This is a genomic window from Pseudomonas linyingensis (assembly GCF_900109175.1).
Classification (GTDB): Bacteria; Pseudomonadota; Gammaproteobacteria; order Pseudomonadales; family Pseudomonadaceae; genus Geopseudomonas; species Geopseudomonas linyingensis.
Window position 1 is genome coordinate 397,471 of record NZ_FNZE01000002.1, and the last position, 22,267, is coordinate 419,737.

Annotated in this window: 18 protein-coding genes; 6 read left to right on the forward strand and 12 right to left on the reverse strand. The window is 69.5% G+C overall.

All coding sequences use genetic code 11. From position 1 onward, the window contains the following. Positions 1-5: 5 nt before the first annotated feature. Complete coding sequence (locus BMZ19_RS22595) at positions 6-821, reverse strand: rhodanese-like domain-containing protein (RefSeq protein WP_244517097.1); 816 nt, start codon at positions 819-821, stop codon at positions 6-8. A 108-nt stretch (positions 822-929) separates the two neighbouring features. Beyond that, positions 930-1,961 carry a small ribosomal subunit biogenesis GTPase RsgA gene (gene rsgA / locus BMZ19_RS04165; protein WP_090307277.1) on the reverse strand — a complete coding sequence of 344 codons (1,032 nt, stop codon included), beginning with the start codon at positions 1,959-1,961 and terminating at the stop codon, positions 930-932. Between the two features lie 95 nt (positions 1,962-2,056). On the opposite strand from rsgA, the gene orn reads away from it, so the two are divergent. Next, complete coding sequence (gene orn, locus BMZ19_RS04170; protein WP_090307280.1) at positions 2,057-2,599, forward strand: oligoribonuclease; 543 nt, start codon at positions 2,057-2,059, stop codon at positions 2,597-2,599. Positions 2,600-2,602: 3 nt separating this feature from the next. On the opposite strand, the gene BMZ19_RS04175 is transcribed toward orn, so the two are convergent. The 4 genes from BMZ19_RS04175 to upp form a co-directional block, all read right to left on the reverse strand. Then, the gene (locus BMZ19_RS04175) at positions 2,603-5,110 is read right to left on the reverse strand and encodes a cache domain-containing protein (RefSeq protein WP_170847700.1); all 2,508 of its coding nucleotides are present in this window, start codon (positions 5,108-5,110) and stop codon (positions 2,603-2,605) included. Between the two features lie 187 nt (positions 5,111-5,297). Then, positions 5,298-6,563, reverse strand: a complete 1,266-nt coding sequence (locus BMZ19_RS04180; protein WP_090307286.1) for an Hsp70 family protein — start codon at positions 6,561-6,563, stop codon at positions 5,298-5,300. A 144-nt stretch (positions 6,564-6,707) separates the two neighbouring features. Next, positions 6,708-7,424, reverse strand: coding sequence for a VC0807 family protein (locus BMZ19_RS04185; protein WP_090307370.1), 717 nt, complete (start codon positions 7,422-7,424; stop codon positions 6,708-6,710). A 122-nt stretch (positions 7,425-7,546) separates the two neighbouring features. After that, on the reverse strand, positions 7,547-8,185 hold the full coding sequence (gene upp, locus BMZ19_RS04190) for a uracil phosphoribosyltransferase (RefSeq protein WP_090307289.1): 639 nt from the start codon (positions 8,183-8,185) through the stop codon (positions 7,547-7,549). A 174-nt stretch (positions 8,186-8,359) separates the two neighbouring features. On the opposite strand from upp, the gene BMZ19_RS04195 reads away from it, so the two are divergent. Then, entirely contained in the window at positions 8,360-8,917 is a 558-nt protein-coding gene (locus BMZ19_RS04195) for a hypoxanthine-guanine phosphoribosyltransferase (protein WP_090307292.1), read from the forward strand. Between the two features lie 54 nt (positions 8,918-8,971). On the opposite strand, the gene dauA is transcribed toward BMZ19_RS04195, so the two are convergent. From dauA to BMZ19_RS04220, 5 genes are all read right to left on the reverse strand, one after another. Next, on the reverse strand, positions 8,972-10,708 hold the full coding sequence (gene dauA / locus BMZ19_RS04200; RefSeq protein WP_090307295.1) for a C4-dicarboxylic acid transporter DauA: 1,737 nt from the start codon (positions 10,706-10,708) through the stop codon (positions 8,972-8,974). 98 nt (positions 10,709-10,806) lie between these two features. Then, complete coding sequence (locus BMZ19_RS04205) at positions 10,807-11,391, reverse strand: TMEM165/GDT1 family protein (RefSeq protein ID WP_090307373.1); 585 nt, start codon at positions 11,389-11,391, stop codon at positions 10,807-10,809. Positions 11,392-11,725: 334 nt separating this feature from the next. Then, complete coding sequence (locus BMZ19_RS04210) at positions 11,726-12,724, reverse strand: methyltransferase (RefSeq protein WP_090307298.1); 999 nt, start codon at positions 12,722-12,724, stop codon at positions 11,726-11,728. Between the two features lie 127 nt (positions 12,725-12,851). Further along, positions 12,852-13,808, reverse strand: a complete 957-nt coding sequence (locus BMZ19_RS04215; protein ID WP_090307300.1) for a 2-hydroxyacid dehydrogenase — start codon at positions 13,806-13,808, stop codon at positions 12,852-12,854. A gap of 103 nt (positions 13,809-13,911) precedes the next feature. Then, a complete protein-coding gene (locus BMZ19_RS04220) occupies positions 13,912-15,087 on the reverse strand; it encodes an acetyl-CoA C-acyltransferase (RefSeq protein WP_090307303.1) in 1,176 nt (391 codons plus the stop codon). A gap of 239 nt (positions 15,088-15,326) precedes the next feature. Here BMZ19_RS04220 and BMZ19_RS04225 point away from each other — a divergent pair, with 239 nt between their 5' ends. From BMZ19_RS04225 to BMZ19_RS04240, 4 genes are all read left to right on the forward strand, one after another. Further along, positions 15,327-16,940, forward strand: coding sequence for a DUF1302 domain-containing protein (locus tag BMZ19_RS04225; protein ID WP_090307306.1), 1,614 nt, complete (start codon positions 15,327-15,329; stop codon positions 16,938-16,940). Positions 16,941-17,019: 79 nt separating this feature from the next. Beyond that, complete coding sequence (locus BMZ19_RS04230) at positions 17,020-17,661, forward strand: MBL fold metallo-hydrolase (protein WP_170847701.1); 642 nt, start codon at positions 17,020-17,022, stop codon at positions 17,659-17,661. A gap of 93 nt (positions 17,662-17,754) precedes the next feature. Continuing rightward, positions 17,755-18,450 (forward strand): YiaD family glycine zipper/OmpA-like lipoprotein, encoded by a 696-nt coding sequence (locus BMZ19_RS04235; protein WP_090307311.1) that lies wholly within the window; start codon positions 17,755-17,757, stop codon positions 18,448-18,450. Between the two features lie 178 nt (positions 18,451-18,628). Then, on the forward strand, positions 18,629-21,190 hold the full coding sequence (locus BMZ19_RS04240) for an insulinase family protein (protein WP_170847702.1): 2,562 nt from the start codon (positions 18,629-18,631) through the stop codon (positions 21,188-21,190). Here BMZ19_RS04240 and BMZ19_RS04245 read toward each other — a convergent pair. Then, complete coding sequence (locus BMZ19_RS04245; RefSeq protein WP_090307316.1) at positions 21,180-22,127, reverse strand: AEC family transporter; 948 nt, start codon at positions 22,125-22,127, stop codon at positions 21,180-21,182. The genes BMZ19_RS04240 and BMZ19_RS04245 overlap by 11 nt on opposite strands. Positions 22,128-22,267 lie beyond the last annotated feature (140 nt).

Genomic DNA, 22,267 nt, shown 5'->3' on the forward strand with positions numbered 1-22,267 from the left:
GGTCCTTAGCGTTCCACCGGGGTGTCGGGATGATTGCCCCATTCCGACCAGGAGCCGGCGTAGGCCTTGAGGTTCGGGTAGCCGAGCGCGCGCATCGCCATGTAGGTGAAGCCCGAGCGGCGGTGGGTCTGGCAGTGGGTGACGATTTCCCGCTCCGGGGTGATGCCGTGGGCGGCGAGCAGTTGCGGCAGGTCCTCGCGCAGGCGCAGGGCGCGCGCGCGGTCCTGGCAGTCGGTCCACTCCAGGTTCACCGCGCCGGGGATGTGTCCGCCCCTGGCCGCCAGCACCTTCTCGCCGCGGAATTCGGCCGGCGAGCGGGCGTCCCAAATGGTCAGGTTGTCATCGTTGAGGTGTGCGAGCAGGTACTCGCGGCTGGCCAGCACCTCGTTGTGGCGCTCGAGCGCCAGCGGGCCGCCGACCGGTGCTGGTACCTCCGTGCTCAGTTCGCGGCCTTCGGCCAGCCAGCTGTGCAGGCCACCGTCGAGATGGTGCCAGGTGCGATGGCCGATCAGGTCGAGCAGCCAGCCGAAGCGCCCGGCCCAGGGGCCGCCTTCGTCGTCGTAGAGCACGTAGACGGCGTCGGGGTTGTGGCCGAGTTCGCCGAACAGCGCTTCCAGCTCGCCCCAGGCCGGCAGCAGGCCGGGGGCCGGTGGCTGGCCCAGCTGGGTGCGCTTGGGATCGACGAAACGTGCGCCGGGGATATGCCCCGCGGCATAGCGGCTGGCGCTGCTCAGGTCGACCAGGATCAGCTCCGGCGCGCTCAGGCGGCTGGCCAGGTCGCTGGGCTCGATCAGCAGCTGCAGGTCGGAAAAGGCGGACATGACGAGCTCCGATGGCAATGGAAAAACGGGAGTGTACTGAAAAGCGGCGGCAGTCTTGTAGGCTGGAAAATCGCTGCGCGAGCTTTCCGGCCTACCACCGGCGAGCCCTCAATACTCGGCTTTGGGCAGGGTCGCCAGGATATGCCGGTAGCTGGCCAGGCGCTGCGGATGGATGCTGCCGCTCTCCAGCGCCTGCAGCAGCGCGCAACCGGGCTCGCGGTCGTGCTGGCAGTCGCGGAAGCGGCAGCGGCCGATCAGCTCGCGGAACTCGATGAAGCCGTCCTCGACGTCGGCGCGGGTGACGTGGCCGAGACTGAACTCGCGGATGCCGGGGGAGTCGATCAGTTCGCCGCCGCCGGGGAAGTGGAACAGCCGCGCGGTGGTGGTGGTGTGGGTGCCCTTGCCGGTCTGCTCGGACAGCGGGCCGACGCGGGTGTCGACGCCTGGCAGCAGGCTGTTGACCAGCGACGACTTGCCCACCCCCGACTGGCCGACGAACACGCTGACGTGGTCGTCGAGCAGGGTGCGCAGGCTGTCCATGGCCAGGCCGTTGTGCGCCGAGACTTCCAGCAGCGGGTAGCCGAGAGCCCGGTAGACGCCGAGCAGCGCATCCAGCTTGGCCGCGTTGCCCTCGTCGATCAGGTCGGCCTTGTTGAGCAGCAGCAGCGGGCGGATGCCGGCGTGGTCGGCGGCGATCAGGTAGCGGTCGATCAGGTTGGCGTGGGGCTCGGGCAGCGGGGCGAAGACGATGACGATCTGGTCGACGTTGGCCGCCACCGGCTTGAGCACGCCGCGCATGTCCGGTCGGCACAGTTCCGAGCTGCGCGGCAGCTGGGCGACGATCACGCCGATGCCCTGGTTGCCGGCGCGCCACACCACGCGGTCACCGGTGACCAGCACCGGCAGGTTGGCGCGCAGGTGACAGCGGAATACCTGGCCGGCCAGTTCGCCCTCCAGCGCCTCGACTTCGACCTGCACACCGAAGTGGGCGATCACCAGGCCGTTCTGTTCCGGGCCGAGATCGCCGCCTTCCAGCTCGTCCACCGCGCGCGACTCGCGCTTGCTGGCGCGGGCGGCGCGTTCTTCCTGGATCTTTTCGATGCGCCAGCTCTGCCGGCGGCTCAGTTGGCGTTTGGCCATGACGATTCCGTATGCGATTCCGGCGGCGAGTCTAGCATGGGCCGTGGTGTTGCGACGGCCTGCTAGAATGCCGGCATACGCCGAGGAGCCCCGCCATGCAGAACCCGCAGAACCTGATCTGGATCGACCTGGAAATGACCGGTCTGGAGCCCGACACCGACGTCATCATCGAGATGGCCACCATCGTCACCGACTCCCAGCTCAACGTGCTGGCCGAAGGGCCGAGCCTGGTGATCCACCAGAGCGACGAGGTGCTCGCCGGCATGAACCCCTGGTGCGTCGAACAGCACGGCAAGAGCGGGCTGACCCAGCGGGTGCGCGACAGCCGGCTGAGCGAGGCGGAGGCCGAGCGGCAGACCATCGAGTTCCTCCAGCAGTGGGTGCCAAAGGGGGCGTCGCCGATGTGCGGCAACAGCATCGGCCAGGATCGGCGCTTCCTGGTGCGCTACATGCCGCAGCTGGAGGCCTTCTTCCACTACCGCAACATCGACGTCTCGACCCTCAAGGAGCTGGCCGCGCGCTGGGCACCGGCGGTCAAGGACGCGTTCAAGAAGGAGAGCAGCCACCTGGCGCTGGACGACATCCGCGACTCCATCGCCGAGCTGCGTCACTACCGCGAGCACTTCATCAAGTACTGATCATCAAGTGCTGAGGGGCCGGGCGGGGGCGGTCTGCTCGACCGCCTGGCAGGCTGCCAGCAGCTCGCCCAGCGCCTGCGCGCTCAGCGGTCGGGACAGCCGATAGCCCTGGCCGTGGCTGCAGCCATGGCCGCGCAGGAAGTCGTGCTGGGCGGCGGTTTCGATGCCCTCGGCAATGCAGGTCATGCCCAGCGAGTGGGCCATGCCGATGATGGCGACGGTCAGCGCGGCATAGTCGTCGCCGCTGGGCAGGCCGCTGACGAACGAGCGGTCGATCTTCAGGGTGTCGAGCTTGAAGTGCTTGAGGTAGCTCAGCGACGAATAGCCGGTGCCGAAGTCGTCCATCGCCAGGCGCACGCCCAGCTGCTTGAGACGCTGCAGGGTGGCGCCGACCTGCTCGAGGTTTTCCGCCAGCACGCTTTCGGTCAGTTCCAGCTCCAGCAGCTGGGCCGGCAGGCCGCTGCGCTGCAGGGCGCGCGCCACCTGGCCGGCCAGGTCGGCATGGCGAAATTGCACGGCCGACACGTTCACCGCCACCGGCAGCAGCGGCAGGCCGGCGGCGTGCCAGGCCATGACCTGGCGACAGGCCTCGTCGAGCGCCCACTCGCCGAGCGCCACGATCAGGCCGCTGTCCTCGGCGATCGGGATGAACTTGTCCGGAGGCACCTGGCCGAGCAGCGGGTTGTGCCAGCGCATCAGCGCCTCGCAACCGCTCAGCCGGCCGCTCTCCAGATCGTACTGCGGCTGGTAGTGCAGGCTCAGCTCGTCGCGCTCCAGCGCGTGGCGCAGACGGTTTTCCAGCTCGAGATGCTCGCAGACCCGCTTGTTCATGTCCGCAGCGAAGAACTGGAAGTTGTTCCGCCCCGCCGCCTTGGCGTGGTACATGGCGGTGTCGGCGTTCTTCAGCAGGGTTTCCGCATCCCCGCCGTCGGCCGGGTAGACGGCGATGCCGATGCTCAGGGTGATCGCCAGCTCGTGGCCGACCACGCTGTACTGGCCGCTGGTGGCCTGCAGCAGCTTGTTGGCGACCTGCGCGGCCTGATCGGCGTGGCCGAGGTTTTCCAGCAGGACGACGAACTCGTCGCCGCCCAGGCGGCTGACCGTGTCGCTGGCGCGCAGCGCCGCGGAGATGCGCTGGGCGACCTGGATCAGCAGCTCGTCGCCGACGGCATGGCCGAGCGAGTCGTTAATGTTCTTGAAGCGGTCGAGGTCGATGAACAGCAGGGCTATTTGCTGGCCGTGCTGTTGTGCTCGCGCGATTGCCTCGTCCAGGCGGCTGCGCAGTCGGGCGCGATTGGGCAACTGGGTCAGCGGATCGGACTCGGCCCACACGCGCAGGCGTTCGTGGCCGGCATCGATGTCCTGCTGGTAGCGGGCGAAGCGGTGCGACAACCAGCGCGACAGGCCCACGGCCAGCATGAAGGCCAGCGCCATCACCAGCAGCAGGGCCAGGGCGGTGGTCTTCAGGTCGGCGTGCAGGTTCTGCTCGAGGGTGAGCTGACGCTGCGCCAGGCTGTTCTCCAGCTCGTCCAGATAGACGCCGCTGACCAGGATCCAGTCCCATTCGTCGAGGTTGCTGACCAGCGACAGCTTACTGCTCAGCTGCGGCTCGACCAGGCTGCGCCAGTGATAGCGGGTGAAGCCACCGCCGTTGCGGCTGGTCTCGAGGATGGTGCGGATCACCGCCTGTTCGTCCGCGGGCAACTCGTCGATCCGCCGGCCCTCGGCGGCCGGATTGCTCGGCGACAGCAGCACGCGGCCGTCGCGGTGGATCACCGCGACGTAGCCGTTTCTGCCGATGCGCGTGGCGCGCAGCTGCCTCAGGGCCTGCTGCTGCAGCAACTGGTCGATCTTGGACAGGTACTCGCCGCTGCCGATCAGCCAGCCGAACGGCTCGAATACCCGCACATAGGCGATCTTTTCCGTCATCGTTCCGGGGCTGTCCGGCGCGTACCAGCGGTAGCGGGCGAAGCCGCGTCGCTGCGGGTTGTCGGCGGCTGCCAGCAGGTCGCGCATGATGTAGCGGCCGTCGACATCGCGATTGTCGAGCAGCGACTGGCCTTCGCGTTCGGGGTTGATCGGCAGCAGCACGCAGTTGCCGGCCAGGTCGTCGATGAAGAAGTAGCCGCTGCCGCCGAAGAAGCGCAGCGGGCGCAGGGCCTCGATGATCAGCTGGCGGATCTCGCGCTCGGGGCGGTGGCCCTTTTCGCGCTGGTAGAGGGCATCGGCGAGCTGCAGCGCGTGGTCGACTTGCTGACTGACGTCGTGCTTGAGCACTGCCTCGGTGCTGCGGCGCAGATGGTCGATCTGGTCGTGCAGGGTGGTCAGCGAGGACTCGAGCATGGCCTCCTGCTCGCGCTGGGCGGCAGCCTCGAGGGCGGCGCTGTCGGCGCGGAAGCTGCGCATCTGCTGCAGGGTGAAGTAGCCGCCCAGGGCCAGAGTCAGGGTGAACACCAGCGCCAGCATGCCGAACAGCTGCAGGCGCAGGAGGTTGCTTTCGGTCATCGCCATGCTACGCACATCCCTTGCTCGTGAAGGTCCGTATCCCTGAACAACAGCTGGCCGGCGGCCATTAGCTGGCATTCGCCAGATTGTCCACTGCAGCCTGTCGTTCCCGACGGATGGCTGGTGGTTTTGTGCTGGAAATCACATTCTAGTGGTCTGCTGGCGTTTCGCCCAGCTCTCGAAGGTCGCGGCTTCAGCCATAGCGCTTGTGCGCCTCGATCGCCAGGCCGCTGCCGATGCCGCCGAAACGGTTGCCCTCGACCTGGCGGGCGTTGGGCAGCAGGCTCGCCACGCTCTGGCGCAGCGCCGGGATGCCGCTGGAACCACCGGTGAAGAACAGCGTGTCGACCTGTGCGGCGCCGACGCCGGCATCCGCGAGCAGCTGGCCGATGCTGGCGTTGATGCGCTCGAGCTGCGCGGCGATGGCGTCCTCGAACAGCGCGCGGGTCAGGTCGGCGCAGAGCCCCGCCTCGATGCGGCCGAAGTCGATATGGCGGCTGTCCTGCCCGGTGAGGGCGATCTTGCTGTCCTCCACCTCGATCGCCAGCCAGTGACCGGCGCGCTGCTCGATCAGGCGCAGCATGCGGTCGATGCCGGTCGGGTCGGCGATGTCGTAGCGCATGCTTTCCAGGGCGATCTTCGACTTCTGCGCGTAGACCGCGTTGATGGTGTGCCAGGTGGCCAGGTTCATGTGGTGGCTGGTCGGCATCAGCGCGTCGCTCTTCATCCGGCTGCCGTAGCCGAACAGCGGCATCACCCCGTTGAGGCTCAGTTGCTTGTCGAAGTCGGTACCGCCGATGTGCACGCCGCCGGTGGCGAGGATGTCGGCCTGGCGCTCGGCCAGCGCGCGGCGCTCCGGCGACAGGCGCACCAGCGAGAAGTCCGAGGTGCCGCCGCCGATGTCGACGATCAGCACCAGTTCCTCGCCCGCGATGCCCGCCTCGTAGTCGAAGGCCGCGGCGATCGGCTCGTACTGGAACGACACGTCGCGAAAGCCGAGGGTCTTCGCCACCTCGACCAAGGTGTCGGCGGCCTCGCGGTCGGCGGCCGGATCGTCGTCGACGAAGAACACCGGGCGGCCCAGCACCACCTGCTCGAACGGCCGACCGGCCTCGGCTTCGGCGCGCGCCTTCAGCTCGCCGAGGAACAGGCCGAGGATCTGCTTGAACGGCATCGCGCTGCCCAGCACGGTGGTGGCGCTGCCCAGCAGCGGCGAGCCCAGCAGACTCTTCAGCGAGCGCATCAGGCGGCCTTCGTAGCCGTCGAGGTATTCGCCGAGCGCCTGGCGGCCGAAGGCCGGGCGCTGCTCCTCGAAGTTGAAGAACAGCACCGAGGGCAGGGTGTCCTTGCCGTCCTCGAGAGCGATCAGGTTGTCGCTGCCGGGGCGGAGCCAGCCGACGGTGGAGTTGGAGGTGCCGAAGTCGATGCCGCAGGCGCGGGCAGGCGTGGCGAGGGTCATGGGGAGCGGCTCCGGAAAAAACGGCCGCGCATTCTATGTCAGGACGGCGCGGGATGCGCACCGTCCGGCAGGGAAATCGCATGATGACCGGGGATGTGGCGAGTTGCCCCCTCTCCCATGAATGGGAGAGGGGGCACAGGCAAGTCAGTGCTTGTCGCGGTGGTGGGCGGCCATGATGTCGTCCAGACCAAGTCCGGTCAGATCGTGGATGGTGCGCCACAGGTAGTAGAAGATCGCCATCATCATCAGCATCGAGGGAATGGCGATCATCGGGTAGCTGAGCAGGTTCATGTGCGCCAGCTCGGCGTTGAACGCCTCGCTGCCGGCCGGGCTGCTGACCAGCCAGCGGGCGAGGATGTAGTTCATCGCCGCGGAGAAGAAGAAGGTGCCGCTCAGCCAGTAGGTGGCGTTGAGCAGGCGCCGCTCGAAGACGGCGGTCTGTCCGCGCGCCTGCAGCTGCTGCTGGATGCGCGCCACGTCGAGCACCTTGTCGTTGTACAGCAGGCTGTGGATCAGCGGCTTGCGGGTGCGGGTGGAGAACAGCACGGCCAGGCCGATGATGCCGGGGATGGTCGCCTCCTTGACCGCCAGCCAGCGACTGTCCAGCTGCAGCAGGCCGATGCCGCCGGTGAGCAGCACGCTGACCAGACCGAGCAGGGCGATGAAGTTGAACTTGCGGTAGCGCAGCAGCTCGAAGGCGCCCCAGCCCAGCGGGAAGGCCAGGGCGAGCAGCAGCGCGCCGTCGGCGCCGAGGCGCTCCGGGCTGCTCAGCTTCATCAGCACCGCGGAGGGTAGCAGGATGCTCACCGCCAGGTCGATCAGCGGGCGCGGCTTGTGGGTGGGGCGGGGGGATGCGGTCATGCCTTGGGTGTTGTCCATCGTGAGCCTTGAGGTCCCGGCCGGCGGCGCCGGGCAGCAGGTTGAGGATAATCGCGGCGCTGTCGTCTGGCGAGCGGCCTCGCGCTGTCGCGCGCCGGACAGGCTCAGGCGTCCTTCTGTCGGGTGCCGAAGATCTTGTCGCCGGCATCGCCGAGGCCGGGGATGATGTAGCCGTGCTCGTTGAGGCGCTCGTCGATAGCGGCGGTGTAGATGTGCACCTCCGGATGGGCGGCGCCCAGCGCGGCGATGCCCTCCGGCGCGGCGACCAGCACCAGGGCACGGATCTCGCGGCAGCCGGCCTGCTTGAGCAGGTCGATGGTGGCGATCAGCGAGCCGCCGGTGGCCAGCATCGGGTCGATGATCAGCGCCAGGCGGCGGTCGATCTCCGGCACCAGTTTCTCCAGATAGCGCTCGGCCTCGAGGGTCTGCTCGTTGCGCGCCAGGCCCACCACGCTGACCTTGGCGCTGGGAATCAGGCTGAGCACGCCGTCGAGCATGCCGATGCCGGCGCGCAGGATCGGCACCACGGTGATCTTCTTGCCGGCGATCTTCTCCACCGCGACCTCGCCGCACCAGCCGTCGATGCGGCAATCCTCCAGCGGCAGGTCCTGGGTGGCCTCGTAGGTCAGCAGGGCGCCCAGCTCCTGGGCCAGCTCGCGGAAATTCTTCGTGCTGATGTCGGCGCGGCGCATCAGGCCGAGCTTGTGGCGGATCAGCGGATGACGGATTTCGTGCACGGGCATGGGCGTCTCCAGGTCTGGACGGGTGATCGGCATAGAGTAAAGCATCCGTGTCGCCCGGCACCGCGAGGTGTGGCGCATTTGTCCGCGCAGGCTTGCCGGGATGCGGGGGGATGGGTAACTTTGCCTCCCTTTGCTCCGCCGCCGCGTGGGGCCAACCCCCAAGGAGACGCTGCCATGTCCGTCGAACTCGCGCACATCCGCCAGGTAATGGCCGAAGCCGATTGCCTGTACACCGCCGACCAGCTGGACGCCGCCATCGCGCGCCTGGCCGGGGAAATCAACCGCGAGCTGGCCGAGCGCAATCCGCTGGTGTTCTGCGTGATGAACGGCGGGCTGATCTTCGCCGGCAAGCTGCTGCCGCTGCTGGACTTCCCGCTGGAGCTGTCCTACCTGCACGCCACCCGCTACCGCGGCGAAACCAGCGGCGGCGAGCTGTTCTGGAAGGCCAAGCCGGAAGTGTCGCTGATCGATCGCGAAGTGCTGATCATCGACGACATCTTCGACGAGGGGCACACCCTGGCGGCCATCGTCGACTACTGCAAGCACGCCGGCGCCAGTGCGGTGCACACCGCGGTGCTGATCGACAAGGAGCACGACCGCAAGGCGCGCCCGGACATGAACGCCGACTACGTCGGCCTGCCCTGCGTCGACCGCTACATCTTCGGCTACGGCATGGACTACAAGGGCTACTGGCGCAACGCGCCGGGGATCTTTGCGGTCAAGGGCATGTAAGCGCGTTGCCGCGAACGTTCTCGTTGCGCCTGCAGCGGGTCCCGGCAACCTTTCCTACACGGACTCGGCGGCCGCCGAGTCCGCCTTTTCCTCCAGCCACCTCAGCGCCTTGCTGCGCGCCTGATCCAGGTCGTGCACGTAGGCCAGCTGGTGGTTGTGCAGGTGGATGCCGGCGCGGCGCAGCTGCAGGCGCACTCGCGAGGTGGTGCCGCTGAAGATCAGGCCGACGCGGTGGTGGTGGAAGTCGCGCAGCACGGTGTCCAGCGCCGCCAGCGCGGTCATGTCCAGCAGCGGCACTGCGCTGAGGTCGACGATCACCACCTTCAGCCCCGGGGTGAAGCGGCACAGGGTGTTCAGCGCCTTTTCCGCCGCGCCGAAGAACAGCGGGCCGCGGATCGCGTAGGCCAGCACATGCTCGGGCAGATCCTGCAGGGCCTGGTGGAAGTGCCGCGGCAGCGGCGCGGTGTCGGTCAGCGCGCTCATCTGGCGGATGAACAGACCGGCGGCCAGCAGCAGGCCGGCACCTACCGCCAGCACCATGTCGAACGCTACGGTCAGCACCAGGCAGGTCAGCAGCACCAGCACGTCGCTGCGCGGCGCGATGCGCAGGGTGTGCATCACGTGCGGCGCCTCGGCCATGTTCCACGCCACCATCAGCAGCAGCGCGGCCAGCGCGGCCATCGGCAGGTAGCTGAACAGCGGCGCCAGCAGCAGCATGGCGGCCAGCACCACGCCGGCATGGACGATCGCCGCCAGCGGCGAGAAGGCGCCGGCGCGCACGCTGGCGGCGGTGCGGGCGATCGCCGCGGTGGCGGTGATGCCGCCGAACAGCGGGGCGATCAGGTTGCCGAGGCCCTGGCCGATCAGCTCGCCGTTGGAGTCGTGCTTGCTGCCGCTCATGCCGTCAGCGACCACCGCGCAGAGCAAGGATTCGATAGCGCCGAGCATGGCGATGGCCATCGCCGGGGCGAGCAGTTCGCGGATCAGCGCCAAGCTCAGCGGCGCGGCGCCAGGCAGCTGCCAAGGCAGGGCGAAGCCCGGCAGGTAGGGCGGGATGCCGGCGTGCACGACGCCGTCCACCGTGTAGCTGAAACGCTCGCCGAGGGTGGCGATGTCGAAGCCGCCGAATTCCAGCAGCAGGCCGAGCAGGGTACCCACCGCCAGGGCGGCCAGATGGCCGGGTACCCGCGGCACCAGCCGCGGCCAGACGATCAGCACGCCGAGGGTGGCGGCGGCGATCAGCGCATCGCCGAGATGGGCGCTGGGCAGCGCGCCCAGCAGGTTGAACATCTGCTCGGGGAAGTGCGCGGCGCTGGCGCTCACCGTCAGGCCGAGGGCGTCCTTGAGCTGCAGGCCGCCGATGACGATGCCGATGCCGGCGGTGAAGCCCAGGGTCACCGGGTAGGGCACGAACTGGATCAGCCGACCGGCCTTGAGCAGGCCGAGGGCGATCATGATCAGGCCGGCGAGCATGCTGCACAGCAGCAGGCCGCTGAGACCGTGCTGCTGGACGATGGGCAGCAGGATGACCACGAAGGCGGCGGTGGGGCCGGAGACGTTGAAGCGCGAGCCGCCGCAGAGGGCGATCAGCGGGGCCGCCACCAGCACGGTGTACAGGCCGTGCTGCGGCGGTGCGCCGACGGCGATGGCCAGGGCCATGGCCAGCGGGATGGCGATGATACCGACGGTGAGGCCGGCGAGAATGTCGCCGCGCAGGGCCTGGCGGCCGTAGCCGGCGCGCAGGGACTGGCGCCAGGCGGTGAACAGCGGAACGCGCGCGAGCCGGGACATTCTGGTACTCCGTTATATTTCCCCACTTCACAGGAGGGTAAGCCGTTTGTCGACAAACGGCTATGGGACGGAGGTGGAAGCCCGGCGCCCGCGGCGGATCAGCCGAGCCAGCCGCTCAGCTTCGCCGCATTCCAGGCGGCGTACAGCGCCAGGGCCACGAAGCACAGCGCGGAGACGCGGTGGATCAGGGTCATCGGCAGCTTGTCGGCCGAGAAATGCGCGGCCAGCACCACCGGCACGTTGGCGATCATCATGCCCAGCGTGGTGCCGGCGATCACCAGCCAGAAGTACTCGTACTGCGCGGCCAGCATCACCGTGGCGATCTGCGTCTTGTCGCCCATCTCGGCGATGAAGAAGGCGATCAGGGTGGTGAGGAACGGACCGTAGCGCTTGAGGTGCGATTCTTCGTCGTCGTCCAGCTTGTCCGGGATCAGCATCCAGGCGGCGACGGCGAGGAAGGAGGCGGCGAGGATCCAGCTCAGGGTGGCTTCGCTGAAGAACGAGGCGACCCATTTGCCCACCGCGCCGGCGGCGAAGTGGTTAGCCACGGTGGCGACCAGGATGCCCCAGATGATCGGCCAGGGGCGGCGGAAGCGGGCAGCGAGCAGCAGGGCGAGCAGCTGCGTCTTGTCGCCGATTTCGGCGAGGGCGACGAGGCCGGTGGGGACGAACAGGGATTGCAGGGCTTCCATTAGAGATTCCAGAGGGGCGGGTCGACAATTACATGACACGCACAGCCTGCCCGCCCCGGGTCGGCTTGTGAGTGTCATGAGTCTTGTCAAACCAAGGTGGCTGCGCGGCAGCTACCGGTTGTACGCGCCATGGTCTGCTGACCAAGTATGTTGACGCGCACGCCACCGAATCGCTCGGCGGCAGACTACTCCCTCAGGACGGCGGGCATTGTGCCCAAGCGCAGCAGGGGAGGCAACCCTGCGCTGGAGCGGATCTATCTGCGATGACCGCCGTATCGGAGTCAATCGCGGATAGATCCGCTCCTACAGGCGATGTGTCTGCGCGTCAGGGACGCCGCGCCGAATACACCCGGAAACCATCACGCTCGGCCAGCACCCGGCAGGGGCTGAGGTGCTGCTCGATCAGCGGCGCGTACTTGAGGAAGCTGTTGGCCACCAGGCGCAGCTCGCCGCCGGGGCGCAGGTGGCGGGCGGCCTCGCGCAGCAGCTGCTCGGTGGCCTGGTAGTCGGTGTGCACGCCCTGGTGGAACGGCGGATTGCTGACGATGGCCGACAGGTCGTGGGGGGCATCGGCGATGCCGCGACCGGCCTGCACGCCGCCGCCAAGGCCGTTGGCGGCCAGGGTCAGGCGGCTGCTGGCCACGGCGAAGGCATCCACGTCGAGCAGGTGCAGGCGGCTGGCCGGATAGCGGCGCTGCAGCGCGGCGCCGAGCACCCCGGCACCGCAGCCGAAGTCCAGCACCTCGCCCTGCGGGAGGCCGTCCAGGTGCTCGAGCAGCAGGCGCGAACCGACGTCCAGGCGGCCGTGGCTGAACACGCCGGGCAGGCTGACCACCTGCAGTTCGCCGTCGGCCGTGGCCACCGGGTAGCGGCGGGCGAGGGCCTCGAGATCAGGCGCGGCCGGAACCTGCTCCACCGTCACCTGCCACAGCTGGCAGTGGCGCGCGCTGTCCAGCTTGCGCGGCCGGCCGAAGGGCTCCAGCTGCCTGGCGGCACGCTCGATGCCGGCGCGCTTCTCGCCGACCAGCCACAGCGTCCCGCCGGGCAGGCGCGCGGCGAGGGCGGCGAGCAGGTAGTCGGTCAGTTCGCGCGACTTGGGCAGGAACAGTACTGCGCCGGCGAACGCCTGCGCCGGCACCTGGGTGCCGAACTGGCAGCGCCCGGGATAGCGCGCCTCGAGCGCCAGCTGCTCGTGCTGCAGCCAGCTCCAGCCCTGCGCCTCGGGCAGCTCGCCGAGCAGGCCGTCGGCCGGCAGGCCGGCGAGCAGCACGGGACCGCCGAACAGTTTGGCCTGACGCAACAGCACTTCGCTACGCGGATCCATCGGACATCTCCGGAACAAAAGGCGGGCAGATTAGGCAAAGCGCGTGGCGCTGGCAAATCCGCAGGGCAGTCGCGCGAACGTGGCAGGAGCCAGCAAGCTGGCTCCTGCGGGAGTCGATTCCGCCACCCTACGAGACGACGCGCATCGGCTCGCCTCTGCCAAAGGCGGCGGCGTTCTCCGCCAGCTGGCCGACGATGCGCTGGCGCGCCTCGCGGCTACCCCAGGCGCTGTGCGGGGTGACGATCAGCCGTGGAATGTCGGCGGCCAGCAGCGGGTTGCCGTCCTTCGGCGGCTCGACGCTGAGCACGTCGGTGGCGGCGCCGCCCAGATGGCCGGCACGCAGGGCGTCGGCCAGCGCCTGTTCGTCGACCAGGCCGCCGCGGGCGGTGTTGATCAGGAAGGCGCCGGGCTTCATCAGGCCCAGTTCGCGGGCGCCGATCAGGTGGCGGGTCTCTTCGGTCAGCGGGCAGTGCAGGGTCAGCGCGTCGACCTGCGGCAGCAGCTCGTCCAGCGGCAGGCGGCCGTCGCGCGCCGGGCGCCCCGGCAGCAGGCCGAGCAGCACGCGCATGCCGAAGGCGCGCGCCAGTTGCGCCACCGCGCTGCCCAGCTCGCCGTGGCCGAGCAGGCCGAGGGTCTTGCCTTCCAGTTCGACGATGGGGAAGTCCAGCAGGCAGAACTGGCTGGACTGCTGCCAGCGTCCGGCGCGTACCGCGGCCTGGTAGTCGGGCAGGCGGGTGGCCAGGGCGAGCAGCAGCATCAGGGTGTGCTGGGCCACCGACGGGGTGCCGTAGCCCTGGCAGTTGCACACGGTGACACCGTGGGCGCGGGCGGCGTCGAGGTCGACGTTGTTGGTGCCGGTGGCGGCGATCAGTACCAGCTTGAGTTCGGGACAGGCGGCGAAGGTGGCGGCGTCCAGCTTCACCTTGTTGCTGATCGCCACCTGCGCGCCCTTGAGGCGTTCGGCGACCTGCTGCGGTGCGGTCTGCTCGTGCAGCACCAGCGTGCCGAACACCTGGCGCAGCGGCGCCAGGTCGAGGTCGCCAAGGTCGAGGGAGGGATGGTCGAGGAATACGGCTCGGGTCATGGGGCAGTCCTTCGGCAGGGGCAGCGCAGCCGCAAGGCGGCGCGCGCGCGATCATCTGCGCAGCCTAGCGCAACGCCCCTGGCGAATGAACCCGCAACACCGCTTACAGCAGTTCCACCGCCAGCGCCGTCGCCTCGCCGCCACCGATGCACAGGGCCGCGACGCCACGGCGGCCGCCGGTACGGCGCAGGGCGTTGATCAAGGTGACGACGATCCGCGAGCCGGTCGAGCCGATCGGATGGCCCTGGGCGCAGGCGCCGCCGAACACGTTGACCCTGGCGTGGTCGAGGTGGTGCTCGCGCATCGCCAGCATGGTGACCATGGCGAAGGCTTCGTTGATCTCGAACAGGTCGACGTCGTCCTTGCTCCAGCCGGTCTTGGCGAACAGCTTGGTCAGCGCGCCGACCGGGGCGAGGGTAAATTCGCCCGGCTCCTGGCTCTGGGTGGCGTGGCCGACGATCCGCGCCAGCGGCTGCAGGCCGCGACGTTTGGCTTCTTCGGCGGTCATCAGCACCAGCGCCGAGGCGCCGTCGGAGATCGAGCTGGAGTTGGCGGCGGTGATGGTGCCGTCCTTGCTGAACGCCGGCTTGAGGCTGGGGATCTTGTCCGGCATGGCGTTCAGCGGCTGCTCGTCGTCCTGGACCACCACCTCGCCCTTGCGGGTGGTTACGGTGATGGGGACGATCTCGGCGACCAGCGAACCATTCTGGATGGCGGTCTGGGCACGGCGCAGCGACTCGATGGCGTAGGCGTCCATCGCCTCGCGGCTGATGCCGTACTGGTCGGCAGTCTCCTGGGCGAAGGCGCCCATCAGCCGGCCGCTGCGCGCATCCTCGAGGCCGTCGAGGAACATGTGGTCCTTAAGTTCGGCGTGGCCCATGCGCAGACCGCTACGCGCCTTTTCCAGCACATAGGGCGCGTTGGACATGCTTTCCATGCCACCGGCGACCATCACCGTGTTGGTGCCGGCCTTGAGCAGGTCGTGGGCGAGCATCAGCGCCTTCATCCCCGAGCCGCACAGCTTGTTGATGGTGGTGCAGCCGGTGGCCGCCGGCAGGCCGGCGTCCAGCGCCGCCTGGCGGGCCGGGCCCTGCTTGAGGCCGGCGGCCAGCACGCAGCCCATGATCACTTCCTGCACTTCGGTCGGGGCGATGCCGGCGCGTTGCACCGCGACGCGGATGGCGGCGGCGCCCAGTTGCGGCGCGGTGAGGGCGGACAGGCTGCCCTGGAAGCCGCCCATCGGGGTACGGGCGGCACTGACGATGACGATCTCGGACATCGGGAATTCCTCGCCTTGTTGGACTTGTTGTTGCGGTGCACTAAAACCGACTCTACACCTTGGGCAGCAGGCTGCAAGAGGCCGAGTGGGGGCTGGCCGCCGAATGGCGTGGCGGCAAAGAGTGCAACCGCAGCGGCCGTCAGTTGTCCGATAATGCCCACCGCGGGGCAGCGCGCCTGCCGCGTCGGACCTGAACAGCCACACCCTTGATCCCCGCATGGAGAGTCGCGTTGGCATCGATGAGCAGAATCCCGTCGCCGGGGCGTGCGTGCCGAGCGCGACTGGTCGCGGCGCTGGCGGCCAGCCTGGCTGTGCCGGCCCAGGCCGTGCCCTTCAACATCGGGGCGCTGGAGGGGCAGTTCGACTCGCAGCTGGCGCTGACCTCCCGCTGGGCCACCGACAGCGCCGATCGCGACCTGATCGGCGCCAGCAACGGCGGCCGCGCGCCGGCGGCAAGCGGCGACGACGGCCGCCTCAACTTCAAGCGTGGCGAAACCTTCAGCAAGCGCTTCAGCGGCCGGCATGCGCTGGAACTCAAGTCCGGCGCCAGCGGCCTGTTGCTCAGCGGTCGCTACTGGTACGACTTCGAACTCAAGGACGAGGCCCGGCCGTTCGCCGCCATCGACGACCACGGCCGCGAGCGCGGCGCGCAGGCCAGCGGCGCCGAGTGGCTGGAGGCCTTCGCCTGGCGCGATCATGCCATCGGCGAGCAGCCCGGCAGCCTGCGCCTCGGCCGGCAGCTGCTGCACTGGGGTGAGGGCCTGCTGATCCCCGGTGGCATCGACGCGATCAACCCGTTCGACGCGGCGATCTGGCGCCGGCCCGACGCGCCGCTGCGCGAGGGCCGCCTGCCGGTCAACCTGCTGCACGGGGCGCAGAGCATCAATGATGCGCTGATGCTGGAGGCCTTCTACCAACTGGAATGGCGGCCGACGACGCAGGACAACTGCGCCACCTTCCTGGCCCAGGCGGACTACCTGGCCGACGGCTGCAACCAGCTGGCGCGGCCCGCCGGCGCGCCGCTGCCGCGCGGCGCGGATCGCGACGCCCGCGACTCCGGCCAGTTCGGCCTGGCCCTGCACTACTATCTCGAGCCGCTGGCGACCGACTTCGGCGCCTACCTGCTCAACTACCACAGCCGCCTGCCGCTGCTCGGCCTGACCGACGCCGGCTACTTCCTTGCCTACCCCGAGGATATCCGCCTCTACGGCCTCAGCTTCGCCACCACCCTGGCCGGCGGCAGCGTCTGGCGCGGCGAGTTCAGCCATCGGCCCGACGCGCCGCTGCAGCCCTCCATCGGCGACGGCCTCGCTGCCGGGCAGGCGCAGCCCGCCTGGCGGCGGCAAGCCGTCAGCCAGCTGCGGACCAGTCTCGAACACCACTTCGATCAGGTGATGGGCGCCAGCCGCCTGAGCCTGGTCGGCGAGCTGGCCTGGATCCACGTCGGCGACCTGGACGGGCGCGACGGCCGCGACCCGCTGTTCGGCCCCGGCCCGCAGGCCGACGGCGACTGCCCGTTGCCGGCGGGTGCCAGCGGACGCTACTGCGAGAACGACGGCTTCACCAGCCGCGACGCCTGGGGCTACCGGCTGCAGGCAGTCTGGGAGTATCCGCGGGTGTTCGCCGGCATCGACCTGGCGCCTCGCCTCGCCTGGGCCCACGACGTCGAGGGACACTCGCCGGCTCCGGAAGCCACCTTCGTCGAGGGGCGCCAGGCGTTCAGCCTCGGCCTGGACGCCGACTACCGGGACACCTACAGCGCCAGCTTGGCGTACACCGAGTTCTTTGGCGGCGAATACAGCACGCTGGTCGATCGCGACTATCTGAGTCTGACGCTGGGCCTGCGTTTCTGAGCAAGCGCTGGCCGCGGAGGCGGAAAACTTCCTGCACTGTGCCAAGATGGTGGCATCTGACCCTTTCGGAGCCTGTCCTGTGACCACCCAGCCCGCCCTGATCCGCGAAACCTTTCCCGTCGGGCCGTTGCAGTGTAACTGCACCATCATCGGTGATCCGCTGACCAAGAAGGCCATCGTCGTCGATCCGGGTGGCGATCCGGAACTGATCATGGCGCGCCTGGACAAGCACGGCCTCAAGGTGGTGAGCATCGTGCACACCCACGCCCACCTCGACCACTTCCTCGCCGCCGGCGAGATGAAGAAGCGTACCGGTGCGACCCTGCACCTGCACGAGGACGACCGTTTCCTCTGGGATGGTCTGGAGATGCAGTGCCGCATGTTCGGCGTGCCCTACAGCCCGGTGCCGGCGCCGGACCAGTACCTGCGCGACGACGAGGAGCTGGCCTGCGGTTGCGGCGTGGCGCTGCACACGCCGGGGCATACGCCGGGCTCGATGAGCTTCTGGTTCGCCGACGCCAAGCTGCTGATCGCCGGCGACACCCTGTTCCGTCGTGGCATCGGCCGCACCGACCTGTGGGGCGGCGACTACGCCACCATCGAGCGCTCGATCAAGCAGCGCCTGTACACCCTCGACGAAGACGCGACGGTGATCACAGGCCACGGTCCGCAGACTACGCTGGGTGAGGAAATGCGCGAGAATCCGTTCATCCGTGCCTGAGTGCATATCGCCGGGAATTTATTGCCGTCATCTGCCTCTAATGGCCAGTTGCCCGTGAAATGCGGGTTCGAATCGTTCAAGGAGAACTACCCAATGAAACTGTCGAGTCGCCTGATCCTGTCCGCTGCCGCCCTCGCCCTGCTGAGCGGTTGTGCCACGCAGAATCCCTATGATCAGGGTGCCCAGACCGATTCCACCGGGATGAGCAAGACCGCCAAGTACGGCGGCCTCGGTGCCCTGGCCGGTGCCGCGGCCGGTGCGCTGATCAGCCATGACGACCGCGGCAAGGGCGCGCTGATTGGCGCTGCCGTCGGTGGCGCCAGCGGTGCCGGCTACGGCTACTACGCCGACAAGCAGGAAGCCCAGCTACGCCAGCAGATGCAGGGCACCGGCGTGGAAGTGCAGCGCCAGGGCGACAACATCCAGCTGATCATGCCGGGCAACATCACCTTCGCCACCGACTCGGCGGACATCTCCAGCGGCTTCTACAATCCGCTGAACAACCTGGCCAACTCGTTCAAGCAGTACGACCAGAACAGCATCGAGATCGTCGGCCACACCGACAGCACCGGTGGCTACCAGTACAACATGGGCCTGTCCCAGCGCCGCGCGCAGAGCGTGGCCAACTACCTGATCTCCCAGGGCGTCAACCCGAGCCGGGTCACCACCCGTGGCGCCGGTCCGGATCAGCCGGTGGCCAGCAACGCCAACGAATCCGGTCGCCAGCAGAACCGCCGCGTGGAAGTGAACCTGCGTCCGCTGCCGGGCGCCCAGGGCGTGCAGCAGTAATCCGCACGGCCAGCCCGCGGCTGGCCTGAGCAGGGAAAAGGGCGCGGCAGCGATGCCGCGCCCTTTTTGCGTCTGCCGGCAGTACTTTGGTCGCAACTGCCTGCGACCTGCGCAGGGTTGCCCGCCGGCGGCCGAGGCGGGATGCTGCAGTCTTCCGTTCCCGCACAAGTTCTGGCTCATGGACTCCGACTTCCCGCAACTGGCGCACCGCAGCCTGCGACTGGGCAACGGCGTGTCGGCCGCCGTGCTGCACGACCCGCAGGCCACTCGCGTGGCCCTGGCGATCAGCGTGGCGGCCGGCAGCTTCCACGAACCGCCGCAGTGGCCGGGACTGGCGCATTTCCTCGAGCACAGCCTGTTTCTCGGCAGCCGCGGCTTTCCCGAAGTCGACGCCTTCGCCGCCTACGTGCACGGCCACGGCGGGCGCTACAACGCCCGCACCCTCGGCCTGCAGACCCTCTACTACCTGGAGATGCCGGCGCGCGAGCTGCGTCCGGCGCTGCTGCGCCTGGTCGACCTGCTGGCCCGGCCGCTGTTGGCGGACGCGCGCCTGCAGGCCGAACGCGAGGTGCTGGAGGCCGAATACCGGGCGCGCTGCGCCGATGGCGACTGCCAGCTGCAGGGGGCGATCGCCGGGCAGCTGCACCCGCAGCATCCGCTGGCGCGTTTCCACGCCGGCTCGCGCGACACCCTGGACACCAGCGATCCACGTCTGCTCGCCGACCTGCGCGCCTGGCAGCGGCGCCACTACGGCGGCGCCAACCTGCGTCTGCTGGTCAGCGGGCCGCAGTCGCTGGACGAGCTGGAGCACGTGACCCGCGAACTGGCCGGGGCGCTGCCGGCCGGCGCGCGAACGGCCGAGGAGTCCTGGCCTTCGCTGTGGCCGGTCGGGCAGGGCGCGGTCGAGCTGGCGCTGGAGCAGCCGCAGGTCCTGCAGCACATGAGCCTGTGGCTGCCGCTGCGGGTGGCGCCCGCGCGCGAGGACGAGTTGCTGGCGCTGCTGCGCCAGGCGGTGGCGCAGCCGGCTGACGGTGGCCTGCTGGCCGAGCTGCGCGCACGTGGCTGGGCGCAGCAGCTGAGCGTCGACTGCCACCCCGGCGGCGCCGGCGAGGCCCTGCTGGTGCTGCGCATCGAGCTGCAGGAGCATGGCTGTGGTGCGGAGCGGGCGATTGCCGCCCTGTGCTGCGACTGGTTGCGCGCGCTGGCCGGCGATCCGGCGCTGGCGCTGCCGCCCGACGAGTGGCCGGCGCTGAGCCGCGAGCAGGCCTGGCAGGAGCTGGAGCTGGCGCCGATGGAGCGCGCCGGCCTGTGGGTCGAGCGCTGGCAGCGCCAGGGCGGCATCGAGTGGCAGCCGTGGGCGAGCGAAGCCGCGGCGCCGCGGCAACGCCTGCGCGAGCTGGCGCAGGTGAGTCCGCAGCGGCTGATCCTGCAGATCGCCCGCGAGCGACTGGACGACGGCGCACTCACCCCCAGGTTTCCCGTGCGTGCGACGGTCACGCCATTGCCCGGCCTGCCGGCCGTGGCGCTGCCGGCCTGGCAGGTGCCACCGCGCAATCCGTTTGTCGATGCTGGCGGCGCGGGCGCTGGCGCGGCCTGGCCGGCGGGCTGGACACAGGATGACACGCTCACCCTGCGCCCCGGGCATGCCGCGCTGTTGCTGGCCTGGCAGCTGCCTGGCGCCAGCGATGCAGCGACCCGGCTGGTCGCCGAACTGGCCGAGGCGGCGCTGGCCAGCCAGTGGCAGCAGGCGCTGGCCGGCGCTGCGCGGCTTGGTCATGACTGGCAACCGCTGTCGCGTCCGGGCCAGCTGCGTGGCTGTCTGAGCGGGCCGGCGCAGGTGCTGCCACGGGTGCTGACGCATCTGCTGGCAACCCTGCGCGACGGCGAACCTGCCGCGTGGCGTGCCGCCCTGCAGCGTCGGCGTGCCGCGACGGCGCAACAACTGCTGCTGCGCCAGCTGCTGGCGCACCCCGCCGCCGGCTGGCGCGTGCCGCTCGACGCGGCGGCGGACGAGGTGCGCCTCGATGAGCTGAGCGATGCCGAGCTGCGCGAGCGGCTGCAGGCCTTCTTCGCCACGGCGCTGCTGCATGGCCGGCGCTTCGGCGCGCTGCCGGCGGCCGCCGCGGCGGCGTTGAGCGGGCTGGGTCAGCCGGTCGTCGGCGCGCCGCTCTCTGCCGCGGCGCCCTGGCGTGGCGGCGAGCACGAGCAGCGCCTGCCTGTCATGGACGAGCCGGGCGGCGCCGAGCAGGCTGTGCTGCTGCGTCTGCTGGCGCCGCCCGGCCAGCCCGTGCTGGAAGCGGCCTGGCGGGTGCTAGCGATTCTCCAGCAGGGCGCCTTCTACCAGTCGCTGCGCGTCGAGCAGGGGCTGGGCTATGCGCTGTTCAGCCGCTTCCACGCCGGCGAGGACGGCGCCGAGCTGCAGTTCGGCGTGCAGTCGCCGCACGCCAATGGGCAGCGTCTGCAGCAGGCGCTGCGCACTTTCATCGAGCAGCAGGGTTCGGCCCTGGCGGGGTTGTCTGCGCAGCGCCTGCAGCAGGCCCGTGAAGCCGCGCTGGAGGCGCTGGACGGCGGCAGTCGTCGGGCTCGGCTGTTGAATGCCTGCAGCGACTGGCTGGGCGGGCGGGCTGCCGGCCAGCACGCTGCCGTGCGTGAGGCGCTGCTGCAGCTGGACGTCGAATGCCTGCAGCGGGCGGCCGTCGAGCTGGGCGGCGCCGAGTGGCGCTGGCTGCTCAGCCCGTGATGGGCAGGCTCGGCAGCACGCCGAGCAGCACGCTCATGCTGAAGAACGACAGCACGGTGGTCGCCACCAGCGCCGCCGCGCAGCGGTCCTCGAGGCCGTACTGCTGGGCGAGCAGCGGGTAGACGGTGAACATCGGCGCGCTGGCGAACAGCAGGGCGGCGATCTTCATGTCGGCTCCGACGCCGGGCACCAGGCTGAAGGCGACGAACACCGCCAGCGGGTGCAGCACCAGCTTGCCCAGCGCCATCTGCGAGGCATCCATCAGCATGCCGCCGGGCTTGAGTCCGTACAGCGTGCCGCCGATGACGAACAGCGCCACCGGCGCCGAGGCCTGGGCCAGCATCTCGATGGGGCGCAGCAGGATCGGTGGCAGGCGCAGCTCCAGCAGCGACAGCCCCAGGCCGACGACGATGCCGATCAGCACCGGGTTCTTCGCCAGGCGGCGGACGATCTCCACCGCCACCTGGCGTGCGGAACCGCCGTTCTGCCGCCCGGCCTCGGCCAGGGTCAGTGCCAGCGGCACCATCAGCAGGCTCTCCACCAGCATGCACAGCGCCATCGGCAGCGCCGCCAGCGGGCCGACCACCATCACCACCACCGGATAGCCGATGAAGCCGCTGTTGGAGGCCGACATGCCGAGGCCGGTCATCGCCGCGCCCTGCAGGTTTTCCCGACGCCACCAGCGCGACAGCGCGAAGCCCACCGCGAACGCCGCCAGCGAGGCCAGGCCGTAGGCCAGCAGGTAGCCGGCATTGAGGATTTCCTCGATCGGCCGGGTGGCCAGCGAGTGGATCAGCAGGGCGGGCAGGGCGAAGTGGATGACGAAGCTGCTGATGCCGCGGATCTGCTCGCGAGCGAGCAGGCCGCCGTGCACGGACAGGAAACCGAGGCCGATCAGCAGGAAGATGGGGGCGGTGATGGTGAGGATGTCGAGCACGACGGACGTTCCTGGCGGCTGGAATGGCCGCGGCAGAGCGGCCGGGGCATTATCCGCAGGTCGCCGCGGCGATGGGAAGCCTTGGCGCGCGCCTTGCGGGCGATCAGCGAACGAAAAGAGCTGCATGGCCACTGCACCTG

Excerpts from the sequence above, each read along its gene's own strand:
- BMZ19_RS22595 (WP_244517097.1), bottom strand. The coding sequence starts at position 821 with ATGTCCGCCTTTTCCGACCTGCAGCTGCTGATCGAGCCCAGCGACCTG.
- BMZ19_RS04235 (WP_090307311.1), top strand. The coding sequence starts at position 17,755 with ATGAAACTGTCGAGTCGCCTGATCCTGTCCGCTGCCGCCCTCGCCCTG.
- BMZ19_RS04225 (WP_090307306.1), top strand. The coding sequence starts at position 15,327 with ATGAGCAGAATCCCGTCGCCGGGGCGTGCGTGCCGAGCGCGACTGGTC.
- orn (WP_090307280.1), top strand. The coding sequence starts at position 2,057 with ATGCAGAACCCGCAGAACCTGATCTGGATCGACCTGGAAATGACCGGT.
- dauA (WP_090307295.1), bottom strand. The coding sequence starts at position 10,708 with ATGTCCCGGCTCGCGCGCGTTCCGCTGTTCACCGCCTGGCGCCAGTCC.
- upp (WP_090307289.1), bottom strand. The coding sequence starts at position 8,185 with ATGCCCGTGCACGAAATCCGTCATCCGCTGATCCGCCACAAGCTCGGC.
- BMZ19_RS04185 (WP_090307370.1), bottom strand. The coding sequence starts at position 7,424 with ATGACCGCATCCCCCCGCCCCACCCACAAGCCGCGCCCGCTGATCGAC.
- BMZ19_RS04220 (WP_090307303.1), bottom strand. The coding sequence starts at position 15,087 with ATGTCCGAGATCGTCATCGTCAGTGCCGCCCGTACCCCGATGGGCGGC.
- BMZ19_RS04210 (WP_090307298.1), bottom strand. The coding sequence starts at position 12,724 with ATGGATCCGCGTAGCGAAGTGCTGTTGCGTCAGGCCAAACTGTTCGGC.
- BMZ19_RS04180 (WP_090307286.1), bottom strand. The coding sequence starts at position 6,563 with ATGACCCTCGCCACGCCTGCCCGCGCCTGCGGCATCGACTTCGGCACC.
- BMZ19_RS04175 (WP_170847700.1), bottom strand. The coding sequence starts at position 5,110 with ATGGCGATGACCGAAAGCAACCTCCTGCGCCTGCAGCTGTTCGGCATG.
- BMZ19_RS04215 (WP_090307300.1), bottom strand. The coding sequence starts at position 13,808 with ATGACCCGAGCCGTATTCCTCGACCATCCCTCCCTCGACCTTGGCGAC.
- BMZ19_RS04195 (WP_090307292.1), top strand. The coding sequence starts at position 8,360 with ATGTCCGTCGAACTCGCGCACATCCGCCAGGTAATGGCCGAAGCCGAT.
- rsgA (WP_090307277.1), bottom strand. The coding sequence starts at position 1,961 with ATGGCCAAACGCCAACTGAGCCGCCGGCAGAGCTGGCGCATCGAAAAG.
- BMZ19_RS04240 (WP_170847702.1), top strand. The coding sequence starts at position 18,629 with ATGGACTCCGACTTCCCGCAACTGGCGCACCGCAGCCTGCGACTGGGC.